Here is an 18,594-nt window from a genome sequence, read left to right as displayed (position 1 = left end):
GGTGGGCGGTCTGCCGGGTGCCGGGGCGGGGGCGGCCCGCCGGGACGCGTCACCGATACCGCGTCCCGGCGGACCTGGTCCGCCGCCCGTGCGGCCGGCCCCGGCGCGGGCGCGCTCCGGTGGTGCCGGGCGGCTGCGGTCGGGCGGCCTCGGGCGGGAAGCGGCGGCCGCAAGGGGAAGGGTACGGCCGCCGCGAGGCGGGGGCCCGATCCGAGCGCGGGACCGAGCGGAGGGGTGCGGCCGGGAGAGACCGTGAGGTTCGGTGGAAGCGGGCACCGGGGGCGCCGTTGCGCTGCTGCGGCGCCGCCCGGTGCCCGCTGGTCGATGGCCGTCGACCTGGCGGGGGCGGGGTCCCGGGCTCCGCCGAACCCAGGACCCCTTGCGGTCACCGCCCGACGATCGGCGGGCGGCTCCGCGGCGGATGGTCGGTGAGGAGCGGCCCATGGTGCGCGGGCCGCACAGCGGACGGGAGGGCGGGCGGTGGCGCCGCGCGGGGGCCGCCGGTGTCGGCGGGCGGGCGCGCGCCGGCGGTCGAGCGGGTGGGGTGGTCGGGGACCGGTGTCCGAGCGCGGGGGGCGAAGACCACGGGCCACCTCCTGTCGTCGTCGCGCGTCGAGCGGTCGGGGCCGGGGCGACCCTCGCCCGCTCGCGCTCGCGGCCGTCCTCCGCGGACCCGGACCGACCGGCGCCCGCCGATCCGTCGCCGACGCGGTACCCGATCGGTCTCGGGGTTGAGGACATGGTCTCCTCTGGAAGAGCCGGACACATCCCGGAAACCATGTACATCGTGCGAGAACGCGCTGCTCGCGGCGCGGGCGGGGCGCCGGACGGCGGCGGGGAGCGGCGGCCGGGCTGCCCGAGCACTCCCATGGCGCGGCGGTCGGGCGGACGAGGGTCCGCCCATGGCGCGGCGACCCGCTCACGGCGGGTCGCCTGCGCCCCCACTGCCCGAGGACGGCAGCGATGAACGTACCGCGCCCGCCCGACTTCCGGTCCCTCCCGCGCCGGTGCGGGCGGACATCCGTATCGCGGCGGTCGAGCGGGAACCGCCGGGGCGAGCACCATCCGTGCCCCCCCCCGGTCGCCCAGTGGCGTTCCGGGCCGTACGCCCCCGATCCCGACTCCGCACGAGGACGCCGGCATCGGGCCGGTGGCCCACAGCACGGCACCCGTGCCGACGGCGGACGCCCGCCGCCGGCAGGCCGTGGCGGCCAGCCGTACGGGGCCAGGACGCCGGTCGGCCCGCTACGGGACCGAAGGTCCCGCCGCACCGGTCGGCCACTCCGGCCGCACCCACATCCCCTCCGCCGCGGCAGAGGACACCGCCGTGCCCACTACCGGGGGCGCCGACGGACCGGCCGCCACTCGGGGCGTCCCCCTCCCCAGGCCCCGCCGGGGCCGAGCACGCCTTGTGTCCCGCTGGAGGCGCGGTTGGACGGGTCGACCGGTCCGGTGCGCCTCCTCCCGGCCGCTGGAATCAAGGACGCGGTTGTGGTTCGTCGGTGGGGGAGGCGACCTTTCCGGTCGGCCTCGCGCCTTGTCCGGCCGTCGTCGTGGCCGCTCGGCGGCACCGCCGGGCCGGCCGGATGTTCCGGCTGCTCCATCCCATGACGGCCGAACCCGAGGCGCCGTTGTGGCCGGCCGCCGGTGGCGCGGCTGGAAACGGTTCGTCGTTCCGGTCGCCCCTCCCGGACGGAGGCCGTCGGTGTGGCCCATTGCCGGAGGTGCCGCTGGGCCGGCCGGATGTTCCGGGCGCCCCCTCCTCATGCTCGGCGGAACCGAGGGCGTCATCGCGGCGGACCGTTGGAGTGCCGCCGGGCCGGTGGTCTGGCGGTCCCCACCGCGTGCCTATCGGAGGACGTGGTCGGGGCTCGTCGCCGGCGGTGCCGTCCGGCGCCGTGCCGTGTTCGGTGGGCTCTCGTCGACCAGCGGACCGCCTCCAACGTCATGGCCGGGCACGGACGGTGGCGTGCCGCGAGGGTGGGCCGGGTGGCGGTCAGGAATGAGGGCCGTACAGGCGGGCGGCCAGGGCGGCGCGGGAGGGGACGCCCAGCTTGGCGTAGACCCGGGACAGGTGGGTCTCGACCGTGTGCTCGCTGATGACCAGCGCCTTCGCGATGGCGCGGTTGGTCCGGCCGAGGGCGGCGAGCCCCGCGACCTCGGCCTCGCGCGGGGTGAGCACCGCCGACCGGTCGGGGCGGCGGCGGGTTCCGGGGGCCGCGCGCGACACCCGACGTCCGAGGCGGCGCTGGCGGCGCAGGACGTCCAGGAGCAGGCGCTCGGCACCGCAGGAGGTGAACGTGCGCGCCGCCGCCTCCAGTTCGGCCAGGGCGGCGGCGCGGTCGCCCCGCACCTCGTGGGCGCGGGCGCACACCATTCGGGCCACCCCCATGGCGACGACGGCTCCACCCCGCTCGAAGGCCGCCAGTGCCCGCCCGGCGGCCTCGACGGCGGGGACGTCGGCCGTGTGCGGGAACGGGAGGCCGTGGACGCGGGGAAGGGCAGGTGTGTCGGGGGACGCGCCGCACGTCTGCGGCCGCGAGGCGGGGTGCTGCGGAGGCGCCGTCCGGATGGTGGGCGGTTCCGCCCGGTTCGCGGCGGCCGTGCCCATGGCCGCGACCGGATGCCGCGCGTCGGGTGGGGGGTCCACCGCCGGGCGCGACTCCGGCGGCACCGGAGCATCAACCCGGGTCGCAGACGCCGTCACCGACGTGGGCGGTGTCGGGCCCGCCGGGGGCGGCCCGGGCGGGGTGGCCGAGGCGACCAGGGCGCGCGCCAGCCAGGCGAAGCCGGTGCTGCACGGCAGCAGGTCGGCGGCCGCGCGGACGGCGGACTCCGCGTGGCCGATGGCGGCGCGGTGGTCGTCGGAACGCAGGGCCGACGCGGTGCGGAGCGCCGCCGCGCAGGCCCGAAGCGAGGGCGCGGCGGGCGCCGCGCCGCCATCGGAGGGGGCGGACGGTGTGCGGTGCAGGCCGTCGGCGCGGTCGCCCGCCGCGAAGCGCACCGCCTCGTCGACGAACGCGGCGATCGGGCCGAGCAGGGGGTGGGACGGGGGCCACGGGTCGGATGCGCCGACGCCCACCTCGTCAGGGGCGCCGAGCAGAATGGGGCAGCCCGGCCCGTTCGCGCCATCACCGAGCGGCTCATCGCGGACGGCCGGGCCGGCCGCGCCGCCGTCGGCGCCACCGACTCCGAGCCGGGCCGGGTCCGGACCGCCAGCGGGGCCGGAGGACACGGCCGAGGTGTCGCCCCGCAGGACGAGGGCCGCCGCCCAGTGCAGGCGCGCCGCGAGCAGCGGCGCGGGCGCGCGCATCGGCCGGGCGGCGTCGACGGCGTCCTCGGCGCAGGCGGCGGCCTCCTGCAATCGGCCCAGCCAGGCCAGCGCCGCGGAACGGCAGGTCAGCAGGTCGCTGATCGCGGCGGCGCGGCCGGTGGCACGCGCGATCGCCAGGCAGCGGTCGGTGTGCCGGAGCGCATCGCGGAACCGTTCCAGCGCGTTCTCCGCCCGGGGCAGCCACACGAGGTCGACCACCTCGGTGGCGAGGGCGCCGTCGGTGAGGGCGTCGACCACGCGGGCGGCGGCGGTGACCTCGGCCAGCGCCTCGGCGACCCGCCCCATCCCCGCGAGGCAGCAGGCGGCGACGCCGGAGGCCGCCGCGGCGCCGGCGGGGTCGTCCGCGCCGCGGGCGTGCTCGCGGCCGCGCACCGCCGCGTCGAGCGCGGCGCCGAGGTCGCCGCGGTGGTACTCGGCCTGAGCGAGTTCGCGCCAGAGCCCGGCCTCGCCGGGGTCGCGGCCGTCCGCCCACCGCGCCGGGCGCGCGGTGACCGCCCGCGCGGCGGCGTGCCCGGACACGGTCGGCGGGACGCCTTCGGCGGCGCGGCGCAGTACGGCAGGCGGTTCGGGGCCGCGTGGACCGCCGGCGGACAAGCCGTCCTCGGGGCGTCCGAGGAGGGTGGTGCCGGGCGGGGGTGCGGTCTCCGGCAGTAAGAGTGGGGGCGTAGGGGGTGGTGGTGCGGTGCCCATCGTTGGTGGGTGGTCGGCGGGGAGGGGGCGGGGGTACGCGTCGTCGTTCCGGTCGGTGCCGAGGTTGTTCTGGTCGGTGCCGGCGTCGGTGTGGGTGGCGGGGTCGGGGTCGGGGGTCTCGTGGTCGGGGGGAGGGGCGCCGTCGGGGCGGGGGGACGCTATGAGGCAGGTCGGCGGGCTGAGGTTCGGGGCGAGGTCGGTCTGTCCGAGGAGGGTGGGGCTGGGGGGCGGCGGGGAGGGCAGGGCGCCGCGGAGCAGGGCCGCGGCGGTGGCGGGGTTGCCGAGGAGCCGCTCGGCGGCGGCCGCCGCGCGGACGGCCGCCCGGTGCGGTGGGGAGCCGGGGGTGAGGTCGTGGAGCACACCGCCCAGGGCGGCGCGGGCCCCTTCGGGATCGCCGTGCGCCACGAGCGCCCCGGCGAGGTCGGCGCGGACGCCGTTCCGGCGCGGGTCGTCCGGGTCCGGGCGGATGCGCAGGACCGCGCGGAGCAGTTCGATGGCCTCGACCGGTGATCGGGGCGCCACGGCGCGGGCCGCCGCTGTGAGGAGGTCCGCCGCGCCGTCGTCGCCGATGCGCGCCGACCGGGCCAGGTGCGGCGCCACAGCGGACAGCGGGGCGCCCTGGGCACGCAGGACCTCGGCCACGCGGGCGTGCGCGCCCCGGCGCCACAACGGGTTGGCGGACGCGTAGACCGCCTGCCGCAGCAGCGGGTGGCGGAACTCCACGGCGCCGCCGGTGGCCGACCCGGGCAACTCGGGGCGGACGAACCCGAGCGCGGCATCGCCCGGAAGGACGACGAGTGGGGCCGGAGGATCGGCCTCGGCGGTGGCGGCCCCGGGGACGGGGAGCCGCCCGGCCGAGAGGGGCACCGGGGCGGTCGGCGTGTCGGGTGGGGGCGTGCGGAGGTCCGGATGGGGCGTGCGGGACTCCGGTGGGGGAGGGCATGCGGATCGCGGGGTCGTCGCGGGGTGGCGTGAGGCGCCGTCCAGGGGGCGGCCGTCCGGTGCTGCCTGGTCGGGGGTTGGAGGTGTGTGGGGCCGGCCGGTGGTGTGGTGGCCGCCCGCCGCTGCCTCGCCGGGGGTCCAGGGTTCGCAGGGCAGGTGGGTGGGCGGGGTGGGGTCGATGGGGGCCTCGTGGAGGAGGCCGGCGGTGAGGAGGTCGGCGGTGGCGGTGAGGACGGTCGCGGTGTCGGTCTCGGCCGCCGCGGCGATGAGGTCCGGGTCGGCGGACCGCCCGACGACGGCGATGGCGCGGGCCACGAGGCCGGCGCGCGGGCGGAGGCGGCGCAGATCGCCGGTGAGCTTGGCCAGTGCCCTCTCCGCCGCGCCGGAGCCGGGGGCCCGGGCCAGGACCTCCAGGTACAGGGGGTTGCCGCCGCTGGCGGCGTGCAACTCGGCGCCGCGCGCCCGGCCGGTCCCCGGCCCCAGCAGCCGGTGGACCGTCGCGCGGTCGAGGGGGCCGAGGTCGATCCGGCGCACCGCGCCGGTCCGGTCGGGGCGGTCCGGCGGCCCGTGGACCCTCCGCGGTCGGCGGACCGCCACCACCACGACCCCCGGCAGCGGCGCGCGTTCGCGCAGGTAGGCGAGGAGCCCGGCCGACGCGGGGTCGGCCCGGTGGACGTCGTCGAGTACCAGGAGCAGCCCCGAGGGCACGGCGAGGGCGCGCAGCAGGTGGGTGACGGCGCGGTGCAGCACGTGCCGGTCGGCGGTGGGCGGGGGTCCGGGGGCGCCCTCGGCGGCGCGGCCGGTCGGGGCGTGGTGGCGCAGGGCCGGGAAGACGAGGGCGAGCTGGTCGCGGTGGCGGCGGTCGAGCGTGTCGGCCGCGCCCGGGTGGGCCGCCAGGTGGTCGTCCAGGGCGTCGATGAGGACGCCGTAAGGGCGGTCGGGCACGTAGTCGTCGGCCGACCCCCACGCGATGCGCCACCCCGCGACGCGGGCCCGGTGCGCGGCCTCGGCGACCAGCCGGGTCTTGCCGATGCCGGGTTCGCCGACCACCTCGGCCACGCCCCCGGGCGACCCCCGGCCGAGGAGGACGTCGAGCGCCGCGAGTTCGGCGTCGCGGCCGAGCAGCGGCCAGGGATCGCCCCCGGCGGTACCGCCGAACAATCGACCGACCTCCCGCCGGGGAAAGTGCGTTCGCGTGCGGAACGGCACCGCTGCGGTATTCCGATAAGAATAGCGGAGGGTGTCTTCGCCGATGATTTGTTCGCTGAATCCGCACCATTGTCGCGGTCGGTGGGAACGGCGGTTGATGGGGCTTTTGTCGCGGAGGGCGGGCGGGGGTATTCGACGTGAGATGTCCTGATGTTCCTGGTAAGGACGCTGGGATGCGGCCGGTGTGCGGCCTCCGGTCGTGAATCCGGTGTTCCATCGTGTGATATCCAGGCTGAAATGCGGATTGGTGGTTGTCCGGCCGGTCCGTCGTCTTGGGTGGCTGTTCGTTCGGCCGGGGGCCGCCTGCCACGTCCGTTCCCTCCGCCCGCCGGGCCTCTGCTCGCCTGCCCGCTCCGGCGTCCCGGCCCCGCCGGGGAAGGGGCCGGGGTCAGCCGATCATGGCGAGGGCGGCCACGCCGGTCCCGTAGACGGCGAACATGGCGATCCCCTCGAAGCCGATGCCCTGCTCCTGGCGGCGGATCAACCCGGCGGCGACGAGGAGGTTGAGGAGGATGCCGAGCCCGGTGACCAGGATGACCTCCTGGTTCATGGCGGCGTAGATCGACCCCTCGCGGTAGGCGAGGTCCGACGCCGACAGGAACAGCATGTCGAACCCGTTGCCGCCGATGATGTCGCCGATGGCGAGGTGCAGCGCGCGGATGCGCACCGCGTACAGGACCGTGACCAGCTCCGGGGTGGAGGTGACGAACCCCGTGACCACCGCGCCGACGAACCCGCCGGACATCCCCGTGCCCTCGATGAGCGTCAGCCCGGCCTCGCCGATCACCCACCCCGTCACGGACACGACGGCCGCCAGCGCGAAGAACTTCGCCCACATCCCGGCCAGCGTCTCCCCGGGCCGATGGGAGTCCGGGTCGGGCTCGTCGTGCCTGGTGTGCCGGGTCTCCTCGACCCGCCACATCGGGTTGCGGCCGACGTGCCTCGACAGCCGCAGCCAGTACCAGTAGAGGAAGACGAGCAGCACCGACGCCGGGTGGACGCCGAACACGGTCAGCTGCGGCCCCGCCCCGGTCACCAGGACCGCGGCGAGCATGATCGACAGCCCCACGGGCGCGAGCAGGTTGGGCAGCGACGCCGCCGCGTGCTCCAGGTTGGCCCGCCGGTAGAAGAGGTCCGCGAGCGCGATGAACGTCGTCTGCACCGCGATACCGCCGAGCGCGTTGCTCATCGCGAACGTGGGGTCGCCGCGCGCGGCCCCCAGCACGCTGGTGATCAGGCCCGGGAGCGCGGTCACCGCCCCGATGAGGATGAACCCCGCCAGCGTCTCGCCCATCCCGGTGCGGTCGGCGAGCCGATCGACCAGCCGGGTGAACGGCCCGCCCCCGATCACCAGTACCGCCGTGGCCGCCACCAGGGCGAGCACACTCCACACGATCGATCCGCCGAACATCTCGTCCCTTCGCCCCGTCCATCGGTACGGTCCGATCGACTACCCGGGGCGCGTGCCGCGATCGCGGGCGGGCGGCCGGGGGCGCCTCCGCCGCGCGGGACGGCAGTCCACGGCGGCGCGGGCGGCGGTGGAAGTGGCCCGGATCACGTTCCGGGAAACGGGCGGTCCGGCGCTGGGCGGTCCGGCACCGGGTGGGCCGGGGCCGACCGGACGCGGGCCGGCCGCGCCCCCGGCCGCGACCCCGCTAAGGCGGCCCCGAGCGCCGCGATGAAGATTCGCTCACCGTTCACTCATTGGACCCTCATGGTCCGCCCTCAGGGTAGAGGCGAGTCGGGAACCCCTGCCTCCCGGCCACCGATCCCCCTCGGAGGTGCGCGTGAACGTGTGGGTCCTTCCGGCCCTAGCGGTCGACCTGGCCGCCATCGCCCTGCTGTCCTACGGCATCTACTACCGGCGCCACCGCCGCGCCGACCTGATGTTCGCCTACATCGCCCTGAACGTCGGCATCTTCGCCGTGTCGGCGCTGCTGATGTCGGTCCAGGTGGAACTCGCCATCGGGTTCGGCCTGTTCGGCGTGCTGTCCATCATCCGGCTCCGCTCCGACGCCATCAGCCAGCGCGAGGTGGGCTACTACTTCATCTCCCTGGCGCTGGGCCTGGTCAACGGCATCGGCGGGAGCATGCCGTGGGCGCTGATCGGGCTCAACCTCCTGCTCCTGGCGACCATGTTCGCCGCCGACCACCCCCGCGTCACCGGCCGCGTGCTGCGCCGCACCGTGGTCCTCGACGTCGTCCACACCGACCCGGTGCGCCTCCGCGCCGACCTGGAGCGCCGCCTCGACAGCACCGTCCTCCAGGTCATCGTGGACGAGGTCGACTACGTGCGCGACGTCATGGTGGTCGACGTGCGGTTCCGCGCCGCCGACGGCGGCCCCGCGCCGTGGCCGCGCGGCATGCCCGCCCTCCTGCGCGAGGCGCTGCGGTGACCGCCGTGCGCCCCGACACCGTCGCCCCTGCCCCCGGCCCCGCCCTCGCCCCCGCCCCTACACCCGCCCCCGCCCCCGTGCTCGTCGGGTCCGCCGACCCGTTCCCCGCCGTGTCCCTCGCCGAGGTGCTCGACCGCGCCGAACTGCAGACCCGGGTCGACCGCAAGTACCTGCTGCCCGCCGACGTCTTCGCGGCCTTCCGCGCCGGGCTGGCCGGCAGCGGGCAGTGGGCCGCGCTGGAGATCGACGGGCGGCGCGAGTTCCGCTACGACTCCACCTACTTCGACACCCCCGACCTGCTCACCTACCGCCAGCACCGGCAGGACCGCCGGCGCCGGTTCAAGATCCGCACCCGCAGCTACCTCGACAGCGCGACGTCCCTGTTCGAGGTGAAGCTGAGCGGCACCCGCCGCGGCACCGTCAAGGAGCGGACCCCCCACCCGTTCGAGCGCCGCGGCGAACTCACCGCCCCCGCCCGCGCCTTCCTCACCGCCGTGCTGGAGGACGCCTACGGCGAGCCGCCCCCCGCCGGGCTGCGGCCCGCCGCGACGACCCGCTACCTGCGGCGCACCCTGGTGGCGCGCACGGGCGCCTGCCGGGTCACCTGCGACACCGGGCTGGTGTGCACGACCGCCGGCGCGCGGGTGGCGGCGGTGCCCGAGTGGGTGCTGGTGGAGGTCAAGTCGCCCGGCGGCGACACCCCCGCCGACCGGCTGCTGCGCGCGCTGGGCGCCCGGCCCGAGCGGCTGAGCAAGTACTGCCTGGCCGCGGCCGTGCTCACCCCCGGCCTGGCGTGCAACCCCTGGAACCGGCCGCTGCGCCGCTGGTTCGGCGCCGCCGCGCCCCGCTGACCCGCTGACCCCGCCGGCCGCCCGCCGTCCGGGCGGCCGCGGGACCGCCGGGGGCGGGCGCGCCCCACCCGCCCCCGGCGGCACACCCGCACCGCTCACCCCCCGGGCGGGGGAGCGGTGTCGAGCGCCAGCGCGAGCATCAGTTCCAGCCGGTGGTGCGCGCCCAGCGGCCGACCGGAGACCCGCTCGGCGGTGCGCAGCCGCGCCCGCAGCGTGTTGCGGTGCACCCCCATGGCGCGGGCGGTGGCCTCGATGTTGGCGTCGTTCTCCAGGAACCGGCGGAGCGTGCCGACGAGCTCCGCGCCGTTGCGGGCGTCGTGCTCGCGCAGCCGGCCCAGCACCTGGACGACGAACTCCTCGGCGTCGCCCGGGGCGATGGTGCGGCGGAGCCGGGCCAGCGGGTCGGCGTCGTCGACGTGCCGGTAGCCCGGTCCGGTCGCCGCCGCGCGCTCCGCCCGCCGCACCGCGCCGCGCAGGTCGGCCGCCGTGCGGGCGGCGCAGGCGCCCGCGGCGTCGGGCGGGTCGGCCGCGCCGGGGTCGGCGGGCCGGGAGCGCAGTTCGGCGAGCAGCCGCTCGCCCGGCCGCGGGCGCTCCCCGGTGTCGGGCAGCACCACGACCAGCGCGCCCGGCAGCACGCACATGGCGACCCGGTCGGCGGCGCCGCCCTCGCCGAGCAGGTCGGGGACCGCGTCGGCGGCGGTGTCGAGCAGCGCGTCGGGGCGCGCGGCGGGGTAGACCGCCACCTCCAGGGGCGGCGCGGGCAGCGGCAGCAGGTGTGCGGCGTCGGCGGCCAGCCGGGGCGCGGCCCCGTCGTCGAGCAGCAGCCCGAGGACGCGGGCCTGCTGCCGGTGCAGGCCGCGCCGGGCGGCGCGGGCGCCGCGCAGGTCCACTGCCAGCAGCGAGGCGGCGTGGTTGGCGAGCATGCGGGTGTGCGTCGACACCGGCGGCGGGGTGCGCAGCGCCAGCCGGCCGAGCGCGGTCCCGCCGAAGCTCAGGCTCTGCGCGAGGACCGTCGCGCCCGCGTCCTCCAGGACGGTCATGCCGCGCGGCCGCGACGTGTCGGCCCCCTCCGCGCGGGCGGAGGCGTGCCAGGGGCGGCCGCCGGTGCCCGAGGTGGCGCGCACCGCCCCGTTCGGAGCGAACAGCACCGCCTCGCCCCCGGTGGCCGCGGCGAGTTCGCGCAGCACCCCGGGGGCGCCCGCGCGCAGGGCGGCGCGGGCCATGGCGTCCTGCGCGGCGAGCACCCGCTGCTGGGCGCGGAGCCGGGTGGCCGCGTGGTGATCGGCGACGGCCTCGACCACGGCGATGAACGGGGTCGTCCCCTCCACGCGGAGCAGCGGCAACCCCACCTCGTCGGCCGCCGCCGCGACCTCCTCGGGGATGCGGTCGATCCAGGTGTCCACGGCCACGCCCAGGCCCGCGCAGCCCGCGGCGTGCAGCCGCTCCACGTAGCCGCGCCGCTCCTCGCCGGTGGCGCCCAGCCCGTGGCCCACCGTCAGGACGAGTTCGCCGCCGCGCAGCCACGGCACCGGGTCGGCCAGCTCGGTCACGTGCGCCCACCGGACCTCGCGGCCGAGTCCGGTTCGGCCCGCGACGATGCGCACCTCCAGATCCGGCAGGCGGACCAGATCGCCCACGGTGAGCACGATGCGGCCTCCTCGGGTGCTGCTGCGGCGGCCCGGCGGTGTGCGGGCCGCACATGAGTAACACCGCGGACTGGAGGGTTTATCCCACCCTCCGCGCGGCACCGGTGTCTACCGTCACATCATCACCCGGCATCGCGCAGGTCAGAACGCCGACCCGCACACGGCGGCACCGCACCCGCCGCCGCGCATCACCCGAACAGCAGGAGCAGCCATGGCACAGCGCCCACCCGAGGGCTCCCCCCATCCGGCCCGCGCGGCGATCGCCGCGTTCGTCGGCACCACGATCGAGTGGTTCGACTTCTACGTCTACGCCACCGCCGCGGCCCTCGTCTTCGGCCACCTGTTCTTCCCGGCGGGCACGGACCCGCTGGTCGGACTCATGGCGTCGTTCGCCACGTTCTCCGTCGGGTTCTTCGCCCGGCCGCTCGGCGGCATCGTCTTCGGCCACTTCGGCGACCGCCTGGGCCGCAAGTCCGCGCTGGTGACCACGCTGCTGATGATGGGCGTCGCGACGTTCGCCGTCGGCCTGCTGCCCACCTACGAGCAGGCCGGCTTCGTGGCCCCGCTGCTGCTCGTCGTGCTCCGCTTCGTCCAGGGCATCGCCGTGGGCGGCGAGTGGGGCGGCGCGGTGCTGATGGCCGTCGAGCACGCCCCGGAGAAGAGCAAGACCTTCTACGGCTCCTTCGCCCAGCTCGGCAACCCCGCGGGCGCGCTCCTCGCCAGCGGGTCGTTCAGCCTGATGACCGCCCTCTACGGCGAGGAGGCGCTGACCACCTGGGGGTGGCGGGTGCCGTTCCTGGCGTCGGTGGTGCTGGTCCTGGTCGGCCTGGCCATCCGGCTCAAGGTCGAGGAGTCCCCGGTGTTCTCCGCGGTGCACGAGAACGCCGCCGCCCAGCCGCAGGAGATGCCGCTGCGCGAGGCCGTGCGCACCTCGTGGCGGACGCTGCTGCTCGGCCTGGGCAGCCTGCCCGTCGCGGTCGGCGGCTACTACATCGTCACCACGTTCCTCCAGGCCTACGCCACCACCGAGGTCGGCGTCAGCGAGCAGACGATCCTCAACGCGCTGGCGGTGGCCGCAGCGGTGGAGCTGGTCGCCACCATCGCCGTGTCCTGGCTGGGCGACCGGATCGGCACCCGCCGGGTGGTCGTCGCCGGCCTGCTCGCCGTGGCGGTCCTCGCCGTCCCGCAGTTCCTCGCGATGAGCGGCGGCACCGCCCTGGTGTTCCTGTCGCTCGCGGTCATGCGCATCGCGATGGCCGCCACCTACGGTCCCATCGCGCGCATCCTGTCGCAGATGTTCCCGCCCAAGGTCCGCTACACCAGCGTCTCGCTGTCCTACCAGGTGGCGGGGGCGATCTTCGGCGGCCTCTCGCCGATCGTGTGCACCGCGCTGCTCGCCGCCACCGGCAGCATCTACCCGGTCGCCGGCCTGCTCATCGCCATGGCCCTGGTCAGCATCGCCTGCCTGCTCAAGGCGCCGCAGTACCGCGACGAACCGGCCACGGCCGGGGCGACCGGGGTCTGACCGCGACCGACCGCGTCCGCATCCGCCGCCGCGCCCGACCGGGCGCGGCGGCACCCACCCCACCCAAGGAGGTCCCGGAGTGTCCGCCCTGCTCATCCGCAACGCCACGATCCTCACCATGGACGACGCCCGGCCGCGCGCCGCCGCGCTGGCGATCGCCCACGGCCACGTGGCCGCGGTCGGGGACGAGGCCGAGGCGCGCGCCGCCGCCGGCCCCGGCGCCCGCGAGGTCGACGCGGGCGGCCGCACCGTGCTGCCCGGCTTCATCGACCCGCACAACCACCTGCTGTCGACGGCGGAGTCGCTGGCCGCGGTGGACGCCGGGTACCCCGCGGTGACGAGCGTCGCGGACCTGGTGGCGGCCATCGCCGAGGAGGCCCGGCGCACCCCGCCCGGGCAGTGGATCCGCGCGTTCGGCATGGACGACGCCAAGTACCCCGAGGGGCGGCCGACCCGGCGGCGCCTGGACGAGGCCACGACCGAGCACCCGGTGATCATCTACCACGTCTCCGGGCACCAGGCCGTGGTCAACACCGCGGCGCTGCAGCAGGCGGGTATCTCCGACGACGTCGCCGACCCGGCCGGGGGCGCGCTGCTGCGCGACGAGGGCGGCCGGCTCACCGGCATGGTGGTCGACTCGGCCATGGAGCTGCTGCTGCCGCTGGCCGTCGACATCGGCTGCCACGGGCCCAACTTCCACACCGACCTGCCCGCTGAGCAGCTGCTGGGCTGGCTGGCCGACGCCCGGGTGCCCTACCTGTCGGCCGGGCTGACCACGATCTGCGACCCGCAGGTCTCCAGCCGGGAGCTGCGCACCTACCGCGCGGCGCGCGCGGCGGGGACGCTGCCGCTGCGCACGGTGGGCATGCCGCTGTCGCACCAGCTCGACGCGCTGACGGCCGTCGGCCTGGCGGGGCCCTTCGGCGACGACTGGCTGCGCCTGGGCGCGATGAAGTTCTACTCCGACGGCACCCTGCTGGGCGGCACCGCCAAGTTCACGGTGCCCTACGGCGAGCGCGGCCAGTTCGCCGGGAGCATGTACTGGGCGCCCGAGAAGCTGCGGGACCTGGTGGCGCGCGCGGCGGGCGAGGGCTGGCAGGTCGCCATCCACACCCAGGGCGACGCCGCGATGGAGCACACCCTGGCGGCGATCGGCGCGGCCGCCCGGGTCTCCGGCCCGGACGCGCGCCCGCGCATCGAGCACTGCGGCTACCCCACCCCGGAGCAGACCAAGCGGTTCACCGACTACGGGGTCATCCCGGTGAACCAGCCGAACTTCCTGCACGACAGCGGTGGCGACTTCCTGCGCCGCCTGGGCGACCGGGCGCACCGCCTGCAGCCCATGCGCGAGGAGCTGGACCTGGGCCTGCGCCCGGTGCTGTCGAGCGACTCCTTCGTGTCCAGCCTGCGGCCGCTGGACACGGTGGCCAACGCGGTGCGCCGCACCACCCGCGAGGGGGCGGAGATCGGCGCCGAGCAGGCGGTCACCCTGCACGAGGCGCTGCGCATGCACACGATCGACGCGGCGTACGCACTGGGCATGGAGGACCGGATCGGGTCGCTGAAGCCGGGCAAGCTCGCCGACGTGGTCGTGCTGGACCGCGACATCGAGGCGGCGCCGCTGGACCGCCTGCACGAGGGCGCGGCGTGGATCACCGTCCTGGACGGCGAGATCGCCTACGACGCCCGCACCGCCGCGTAGGCGGTCGTCGGGCCGCGCGGGCGGTCCGGTGCCGAGGGGACACCGGGCCGCCCCGCGCCGCACCGCCGGCGGCCAATACCGGGGGTGCGCGGAGCGGGTGCCAGGGGGAGCTCCGCCGCCGGACATTGATCGATGCCCGATGTCTATAAGATATCTTATGTCCCGCTGCGGGCCAATGGCCAATTCGCCGGGAAAGCGCGCGGGCGGTGCGCGGAGGGCGCCGGGAGAACGGCGGGCCGCCGTTTCCCGCCGGAGGCGGGGTGCGCCGTGCCGACACGGCGGGGCGCGGAGAAGGCGCCGGGGCGCTGCGGCGCCCAGTCGGCCGGAGGGCGGAATTCCCGGCCGATGCGCGCGGGTCGATCAATTCTCAACAATATTCTCCGCCAACGATCGCGCCGGGGCGCGCCGCGCGTCCGCGCGGGGGTCCGAGATGGGCGATGGGGCCGTCCGCGCGACCGGGATCGTCGCGGGCATCGCCCGTCGGAACCCGCCGTGCGCGCTCGGGTCGCGTGGCGGGGCGGCGCCGGGGTGCGGCGCGCGGCACGGGCTCCCGGAGGGGAGGGGCCGCGCGGAGTCCGGCGGTGGAGCGTCAGTCGGAATAGGTCGACGCCTCGACGCGGGCCTTGGCCGCGCTTTCGGCGCATCGGCCGAGGAATTCGATGAGCTGTTCCGCCTCCTCTCGGGTGAATGCGTCGCTCAAATGCTGCTCGACGGCGATGGCGGCCTTATCGGCCTGCTTCAGCAAAGCGCGCCCGCTGCGGGTGAGCCGCGTTTCCAGAATATGCGTGTGAATGGGATGCGGCTTGCGCTCGATGAGCTCGCGGCGGTTCAGGGTGGCGAGGACCGACGACATGGTCTGGGGGGTGACCAGGCAGCGCCGGGCAAGGACCGCCCCGGAGAGGCCGGGCTCCTCGGCGAGCGCGAAGAGCACGGTGTATTGCGGGACGGTCAGATTGAAACGCCGCAGCGCGGTGTGTTTGGCGGAGATCATCTCCTGCTCCGCGCGCTTTAGGTGTTGTCCGATGCGCTGTTCGACGGGGAGCTGTGTCATCCGGCCATGGTATATCAGTTTGCTTATCCTCCTATGGCATCGTGCGCGCGTTGATATCGCGGCGCAATGCGCGCCCGGGCGCGGGCGGCGTCCGGCGGCCGACTGGTCCGGTGCGGGGGCGGGGGCGGGGCGCGCGGCGCGGCCGCGGGGGCCCCGTGCGGATCGGGGGTGCCGGCGCGGGCGGTGGGCATGGCGCGGCTCCGGGGTCGGCGGGCGGCCCCCGGGGCCGGCGCCTCACCGTGGGGTGTGCCGCGGACGCGGAACGTGACGGTGGGAGGGGTGGCGCGGCCGGTTCCGGGGCTTCAGGGGCAGCCTAACATAAGAGTTCGAATAGTCCATCGAACCCTGCTTTCCGGTCCGCCGGCCCCGGCCCCGGCCGCCGCGCGGGCGGGGCCGGGGAGCCGGGGTCCGTGCCGGGGCGTCGGGGGGTCGTCCCGGAGGCGGATGGGGCGGAACGGGGGTCGAGATCACCTTTCGTGATGCTCCGGATTAACGGTCAAGGACCGCGGCGGGGTCCGCGGGACGCGCCGTACGCCTCCAGCGGCGGGCGGCTCACGCGCCCTCGGCCGCCATCGCGGGGGTGTCGGGGCCGAGTGTGTACTCGCGCAGCCGGCCCACGGCCACGACCTCGAACAGCTCGGGCGCCTTCTCCAGAATCCCGGCCAGCCCCAGGCTGCCCGTCACCACGTGGTGCCGGATCCACTCGCAGGTGTAGGGGTCGGCGTCGATGCCGGGTTCGAGGCGGACGCGCAGGTGCATGCGCGCGTTCTCGGTCCCGGGCTCGATGACGACGACCTCGGCCTCGTGCACCGTCTCGACCTGGAGGGCCAGCTCCACCAGGTCCTCCGGCCACACCAGCTGGTTGAGCAGCTCGAACGAGGAGTCGGTGCGGTCGGCGACGCGGATCGCGCGGTCGCTCCGCCCGCAGGTGCAGGTGCCCCAGGCGCCGGCGACGCCCATGTCGTAGCGCACGATCGGGATGACCGAATCGGTGTGCAGCGTGGTGAGGAGCAGTCGGCCCCGGTCGATCTCGACGTACTGGTGGGGGAGGACGTGGACGGTGTTCTGCGCGCACTCGGGGCCGATGTAGCCGACCATCCAGGTCTCGGCCGACCCGTACAGGCCCCACGCCTGCACGTGCGGGAACTGGCGCGACAGCAGTTCGGCGGTCGCGGCGTCGAACCCGGCGCCCGCCCACAGGATCTTGCGCAGCCACGGCAGCCGCCGCTCGGTGGCGGCGCAGAACCGGAGGATGCGGCGGATCGCGTCCGGGGTGGCCGCGAGTGCGGTGGCGCCCAGATGGGCGTAGAAGTCCAGGGAACGGCCCAGATCGGCGTCGTCGGGTGTCTCGAACGGGATGGTGGAGGCGCCCGAGCGCCGGCCGAGCGCGTTGTGGAAGTAGTGCGCCGACCACATGTGCCCGGCCGAGAACAGGCTGACCAGGACGTCGCCCGGGTCGATCGGGTTCCACCGCTCCATGATGCGGTCGAGGAACATGTCCTCGGGGACGATACCCAGCCGGGGCTCGGACAGGGTGCCGCCGGTGACGTTGAGCAGGGTGCCCTCCAACCGGCCCGGATCGTGGTGCAGGAGGTGGTCCACGGCCCGGTGCAGGTCCTTTCTGCTGAGCACCGGGAGGTCGCGGAAACGCGGCGCCGACGGGGAGTCGAGGACGGCCGCGTACTTGTCGCCCAGCCCCGGGATGGCGGCCGCGCGGTCGAGTATCGGGCGGAGCTTCTCGGGCGCGGGTTCGCCCGCGCCGCGCTTGATCATTCTTGACCCCATGAGCTTCACCTTTGCTGGAACCGGAGAACAGATACGTGTCCTTCGGACCTTGAAAACCTACCTGAGGATTTGTAGGGAAAGGTGGTGATCGTATTAACTTTGCGCGGCTTCCCCCGTAGTGGCGTGGCATGGCCGCGCTGACCTGGTCTTTCCCAGGAAACCCGCAGAAGTTGCCCCGTTCTCGGGGCCGATTGTGGCCGGTCAGCGCATTGCACGCCGAGGAGCGCCCGGGCGGTCCCGCCCGGACAACTCCAAAGGGCCGATCAACCTATCTCGGACGCATATCAGCGCCGCGGCCGGGCGTGGAACACACGCAGCCGCCCGGTGATCTTGCCGAACGTCGCCGTGGACCCCGCGTCGAAGGTCTCGCCGTCGCAGGCCAGCCGCAGCGTTCCCGACGCGGCCGACACCGTGAACGTCGCCGCCCGCCACTGCGCGTAGGTGGCGCCGATCCCCCAGTGGCCCAGCAGCACGTCGAGCGTGACCCGGACGCGGGAGAACCGCTTGCGGGCGCGCAGCAGCCGGATGTCGAGCAGGCCGTCGTCCAGCCGGGTGCGCCGGCTCGGGATCAGCGCCCGCGTGTGGTGCCGCCCGTTGCCGACGAACGCCCACCACACCGGCATCCGGCGGCCGTTGATGACGACCTCGGTCGGGTCGGCCTCGCGCAGCGCCGTCCACGCCGCGACGGCGAACGCCGCCCACTTGCCCATCCGCGACCGCAGCCGCTCCCGGTGGTCGAACAGCCGCGGATAGGCGCCGACGGACGCGGTGTTGAGGAACAGCCGGTCGCCGACCGTGCCGACGTCCACCGCGCCGACGAGCCCCTCGCGGTACGCCAGGACGGCCGCCTCCACCGAGGAGATCCCGAGGGTGGACGCGAAGTTGTCGAACGTGCCCCCCGGCAGCACGAGCAGCGGCCGGTCATGGCGCAGCGCCGCCGTCGCCCCCAGGTTGACCGTGCCGTCGCCGCCGGCCACGGCCAGCACGTCGCACCGCCGCGCCGCGTCGTCGATGGCCGCCGCGAGGTCGTCGTCGGGGCCCGGCTCGACGATCTCGGCGGCGGGCAGGGCGGCGCGCACGCGCTCGGGCAGGTCCGGGCCGCCGAGGAGCGTCGCCGAGGAGTCGCCGGAGTTGACGTTGACCACGACCACGACCCCGCGCCCGTCGGGGTCGACGTCCACGGCCGGGACGGGTGCGGTGAGCGGTCCGCGCGCCCGGCTCGCCATCCGCCATCGGAGAATGCTGGCCATCGGTCTGCCCCTGTCGTCCTCGAAGCCGCGCGCCCGCGTCCGGCGAGGAGGTGCCGGCCGGCGGGGCGGGGGCGGCGCGTCGGTCGGCCGCCGCCCGACCCTCCCCTACCCCCTGTGCGCGGACCTCACCTGCGCGCCGCGCGGCCGCCGGTCGCGGCGGGTCCGGACCGGCGCGGAACCGGCGGGCGGCCGCGTGCGTCGGACGCTCCGGCC

At 76.1% G+C, this 18,594-nt stretch carries 10 protein-coding genes; 4 read left to right on the top strand and 6 right to left on the bottom strand.

Features of this window, described 5'->3' with window-relative positions:
* Positions 1-1,996: 1,996 nt before the first annotated feature.
* Both NT8_RS19640 and NT8_RS19635 read right to left on the bottom strand, forming a co-directional pair.
* Positions 1,997-6,127, bottom strand: coding sequence for an AAA family ATPase (locus NT8_RS19640; RefSeq protein ID WP_067971657.1), 4,131 nt, complete (start codon positions 6,125-6,127; stop codon positions 1,997-1,999).
* A 436-nt stretch (positions 6,128-6,563) separates the two neighbouring features.
* Positions 6,564-7,586, bottom strand: coding sequence for a sodium:calcium antiporter (locus NT8_RS19635; protein ID WP_067971655.1), 1,023 nt, complete (start codon positions 7,584-7,586; stop codon positions 6,564-6,566).
* 376 nt (positions 7,587-7,962) lie between these two features.
* On the opposite strand from NT8_RS19635, the gene NT8_RS19630 reads away from it, so the two are divergent.
* Complete coding sequence (locus tag NT8_RS19630) at positions 7,963-8,571, top strand: DUF4956 domain-containing protein (RefSeq protein ID WP_084469103.1); 609 nt, start codon at positions 7,963-7,965, stop codon at positions 8,569-8,571.
* The gene (locus NT8_RS19625; protein WP_245646246.1) at positions 8,568-9,422 is read left to right on the top strand and encodes a polyphosphate polymerase domain-containing protein; all 855 of its coding nucleotides are present in this window, start codon (positions 8,568-8,570) and stop codon (positions 9,420-9,422) included. The genes NT8_RS19630 and NT8_RS19625 overlap by 4 nt, the downstream gene beginning before the upstream one ends.
* Before the next feature lie 95 nt (positions 9,423-9,517).
* Here the strand turns inward: NT8_RS19625 and NT8_RS19620 are convergent, their stop codons facing one another.
* Positions 9,518-11,068: a PucR family transcriptional regulator gene (locus NT8_RS19620; RefSeq protein ID WP_369406306.1), complete on the bottom strand. Its 1,551-nt coding sequence runs from the start codon at positions 11,066-11,068 to the stop codon at positions 9,518-9,520.
* Between the two features lie 211 nt (positions 11,069-11,279).
* Here NT8_RS19620 and NT8_RS19615 point away from each other — a divergent pair, with 211 nt between their 5' ends.
* Both NT8_RS19615 and NT8_RS19610 read left to right on the top strand, forming a co-directional pair.
* Positions 11,280-12,593, top strand: coding sequence for an MFS transporter (locus NT8_RS19615; protein WP_067971650.1), 1,314 nt, complete (start codon positions 11,280-11,282; stop codon positions 12,591-12,593).
* A 79-nt stretch (positions 12,594-12,672) separates the two neighbouring features.
* Positions 12,673-14,295 (top strand): amidohydrolase, encoded by a 1,623-nt coding sequence (locus NT8_RS19610; RefSeq protein WP_067971648.1) that lies wholly within the window; start codon positions 12,673-12,675, stop codon positions 14,293-14,295.
* Between the two features lie 589 nt (positions 14,296-14,884).
* Here NT8_RS19610 and NT8_RS19605 read toward each other — a convergent pair.
* The 3 genes from NT8_RS19605 to NT8_RS19595 form a co-directional block, all read right to left on the bottom strand.
* The gene (locus tag NT8_RS19605) at positions 14,885-15,346 is read right to left on the bottom strand and encodes a MarR family winged helix-turn-helix transcriptional regulator (protein WP_067971645.1); all 462 of its coding nucleotides are present in this window, start codon (positions 15,344-15,346) and stop codon (positions 14,885-14,887) included.
* A gap of 552 nt (positions 15,347-15,898) precedes the next feature.
* The gene (locus NT8_RS19600; RefSeq protein ID WP_157515901.1) at positions 15,899-17,131 is read right to left on the bottom strand and encodes an AMP-binding protein; all 1,233 of its coding nucleotides are present in this window, start codon (positions 17,129-17,131) and stop codon (positions 15,899-15,901) included.
* A 284-nt stretch (positions 17,132-17,415) separates the two neighbouring features.
* Entirely contained in the window at positions 17,416-18,381 is a 966-nt protein-coding gene (locus NT8_RS19595) for a diacylglycerol/lipid kinase family protein (RefSeq protein WP_084469101.1), read from the bottom strand.
* Positions 18,382-18,594 lie beyond the last annotated feature (213 nt).

Source organism: Nocardiopsis trehalosi NBRC 14201 (assembly GCF_001552555.1).
Classification (GTDB): domain Bacteria; phylum Actinomycetota; class Actinomycetes; order Streptosporangiales; family Streptosporangiaceae; genus Nocardiopsis_B; species Nocardiopsis_B trehalosi.
This window is presented reverse-complemented; position numbering and strand designations above follow the sequence as displayed.

Bases quoted from the DNA above. Each gene is read 5' to 3' on its own strand.
- NT8_RS19600 (WP_157515901.1), bottom strand. From the start codon at position 17,131: ATGGGGTCAAGAATGATCAAGCGCGGCGCGGGCGAACCCGCGCCCGAG.
- NT8_RS19615 (WP_067971650.1), top strand. From the start codon at position 11,280: ATGGCACAGCGCCCACCCGAGGGCTCCCCCCATCCGGCCCGCGCGGCG.
- NT8_RS19605 (WP_067971645.1), bottom strand. From the start codon at position 15,346: ATGACACAGCTCCCCGTCGAACAGCGCATCGGACAACACCTAAAGCGC.
- NT8_RS19635 (WP_067971655.1), bottom strand. From the start codon at position 7,586: ATGTTCGGCGGATCGATCGTGTGGAGTGTGCTCGCCCTGGTGGCGGCC.
- NT8_RS19595 (WP_084469101.1), bottom strand. From the start codon at position 18,381: ATGGCCAGCATTCTCCGATGGCGGATGGCGAGCCGGGCGCGCGGACCG.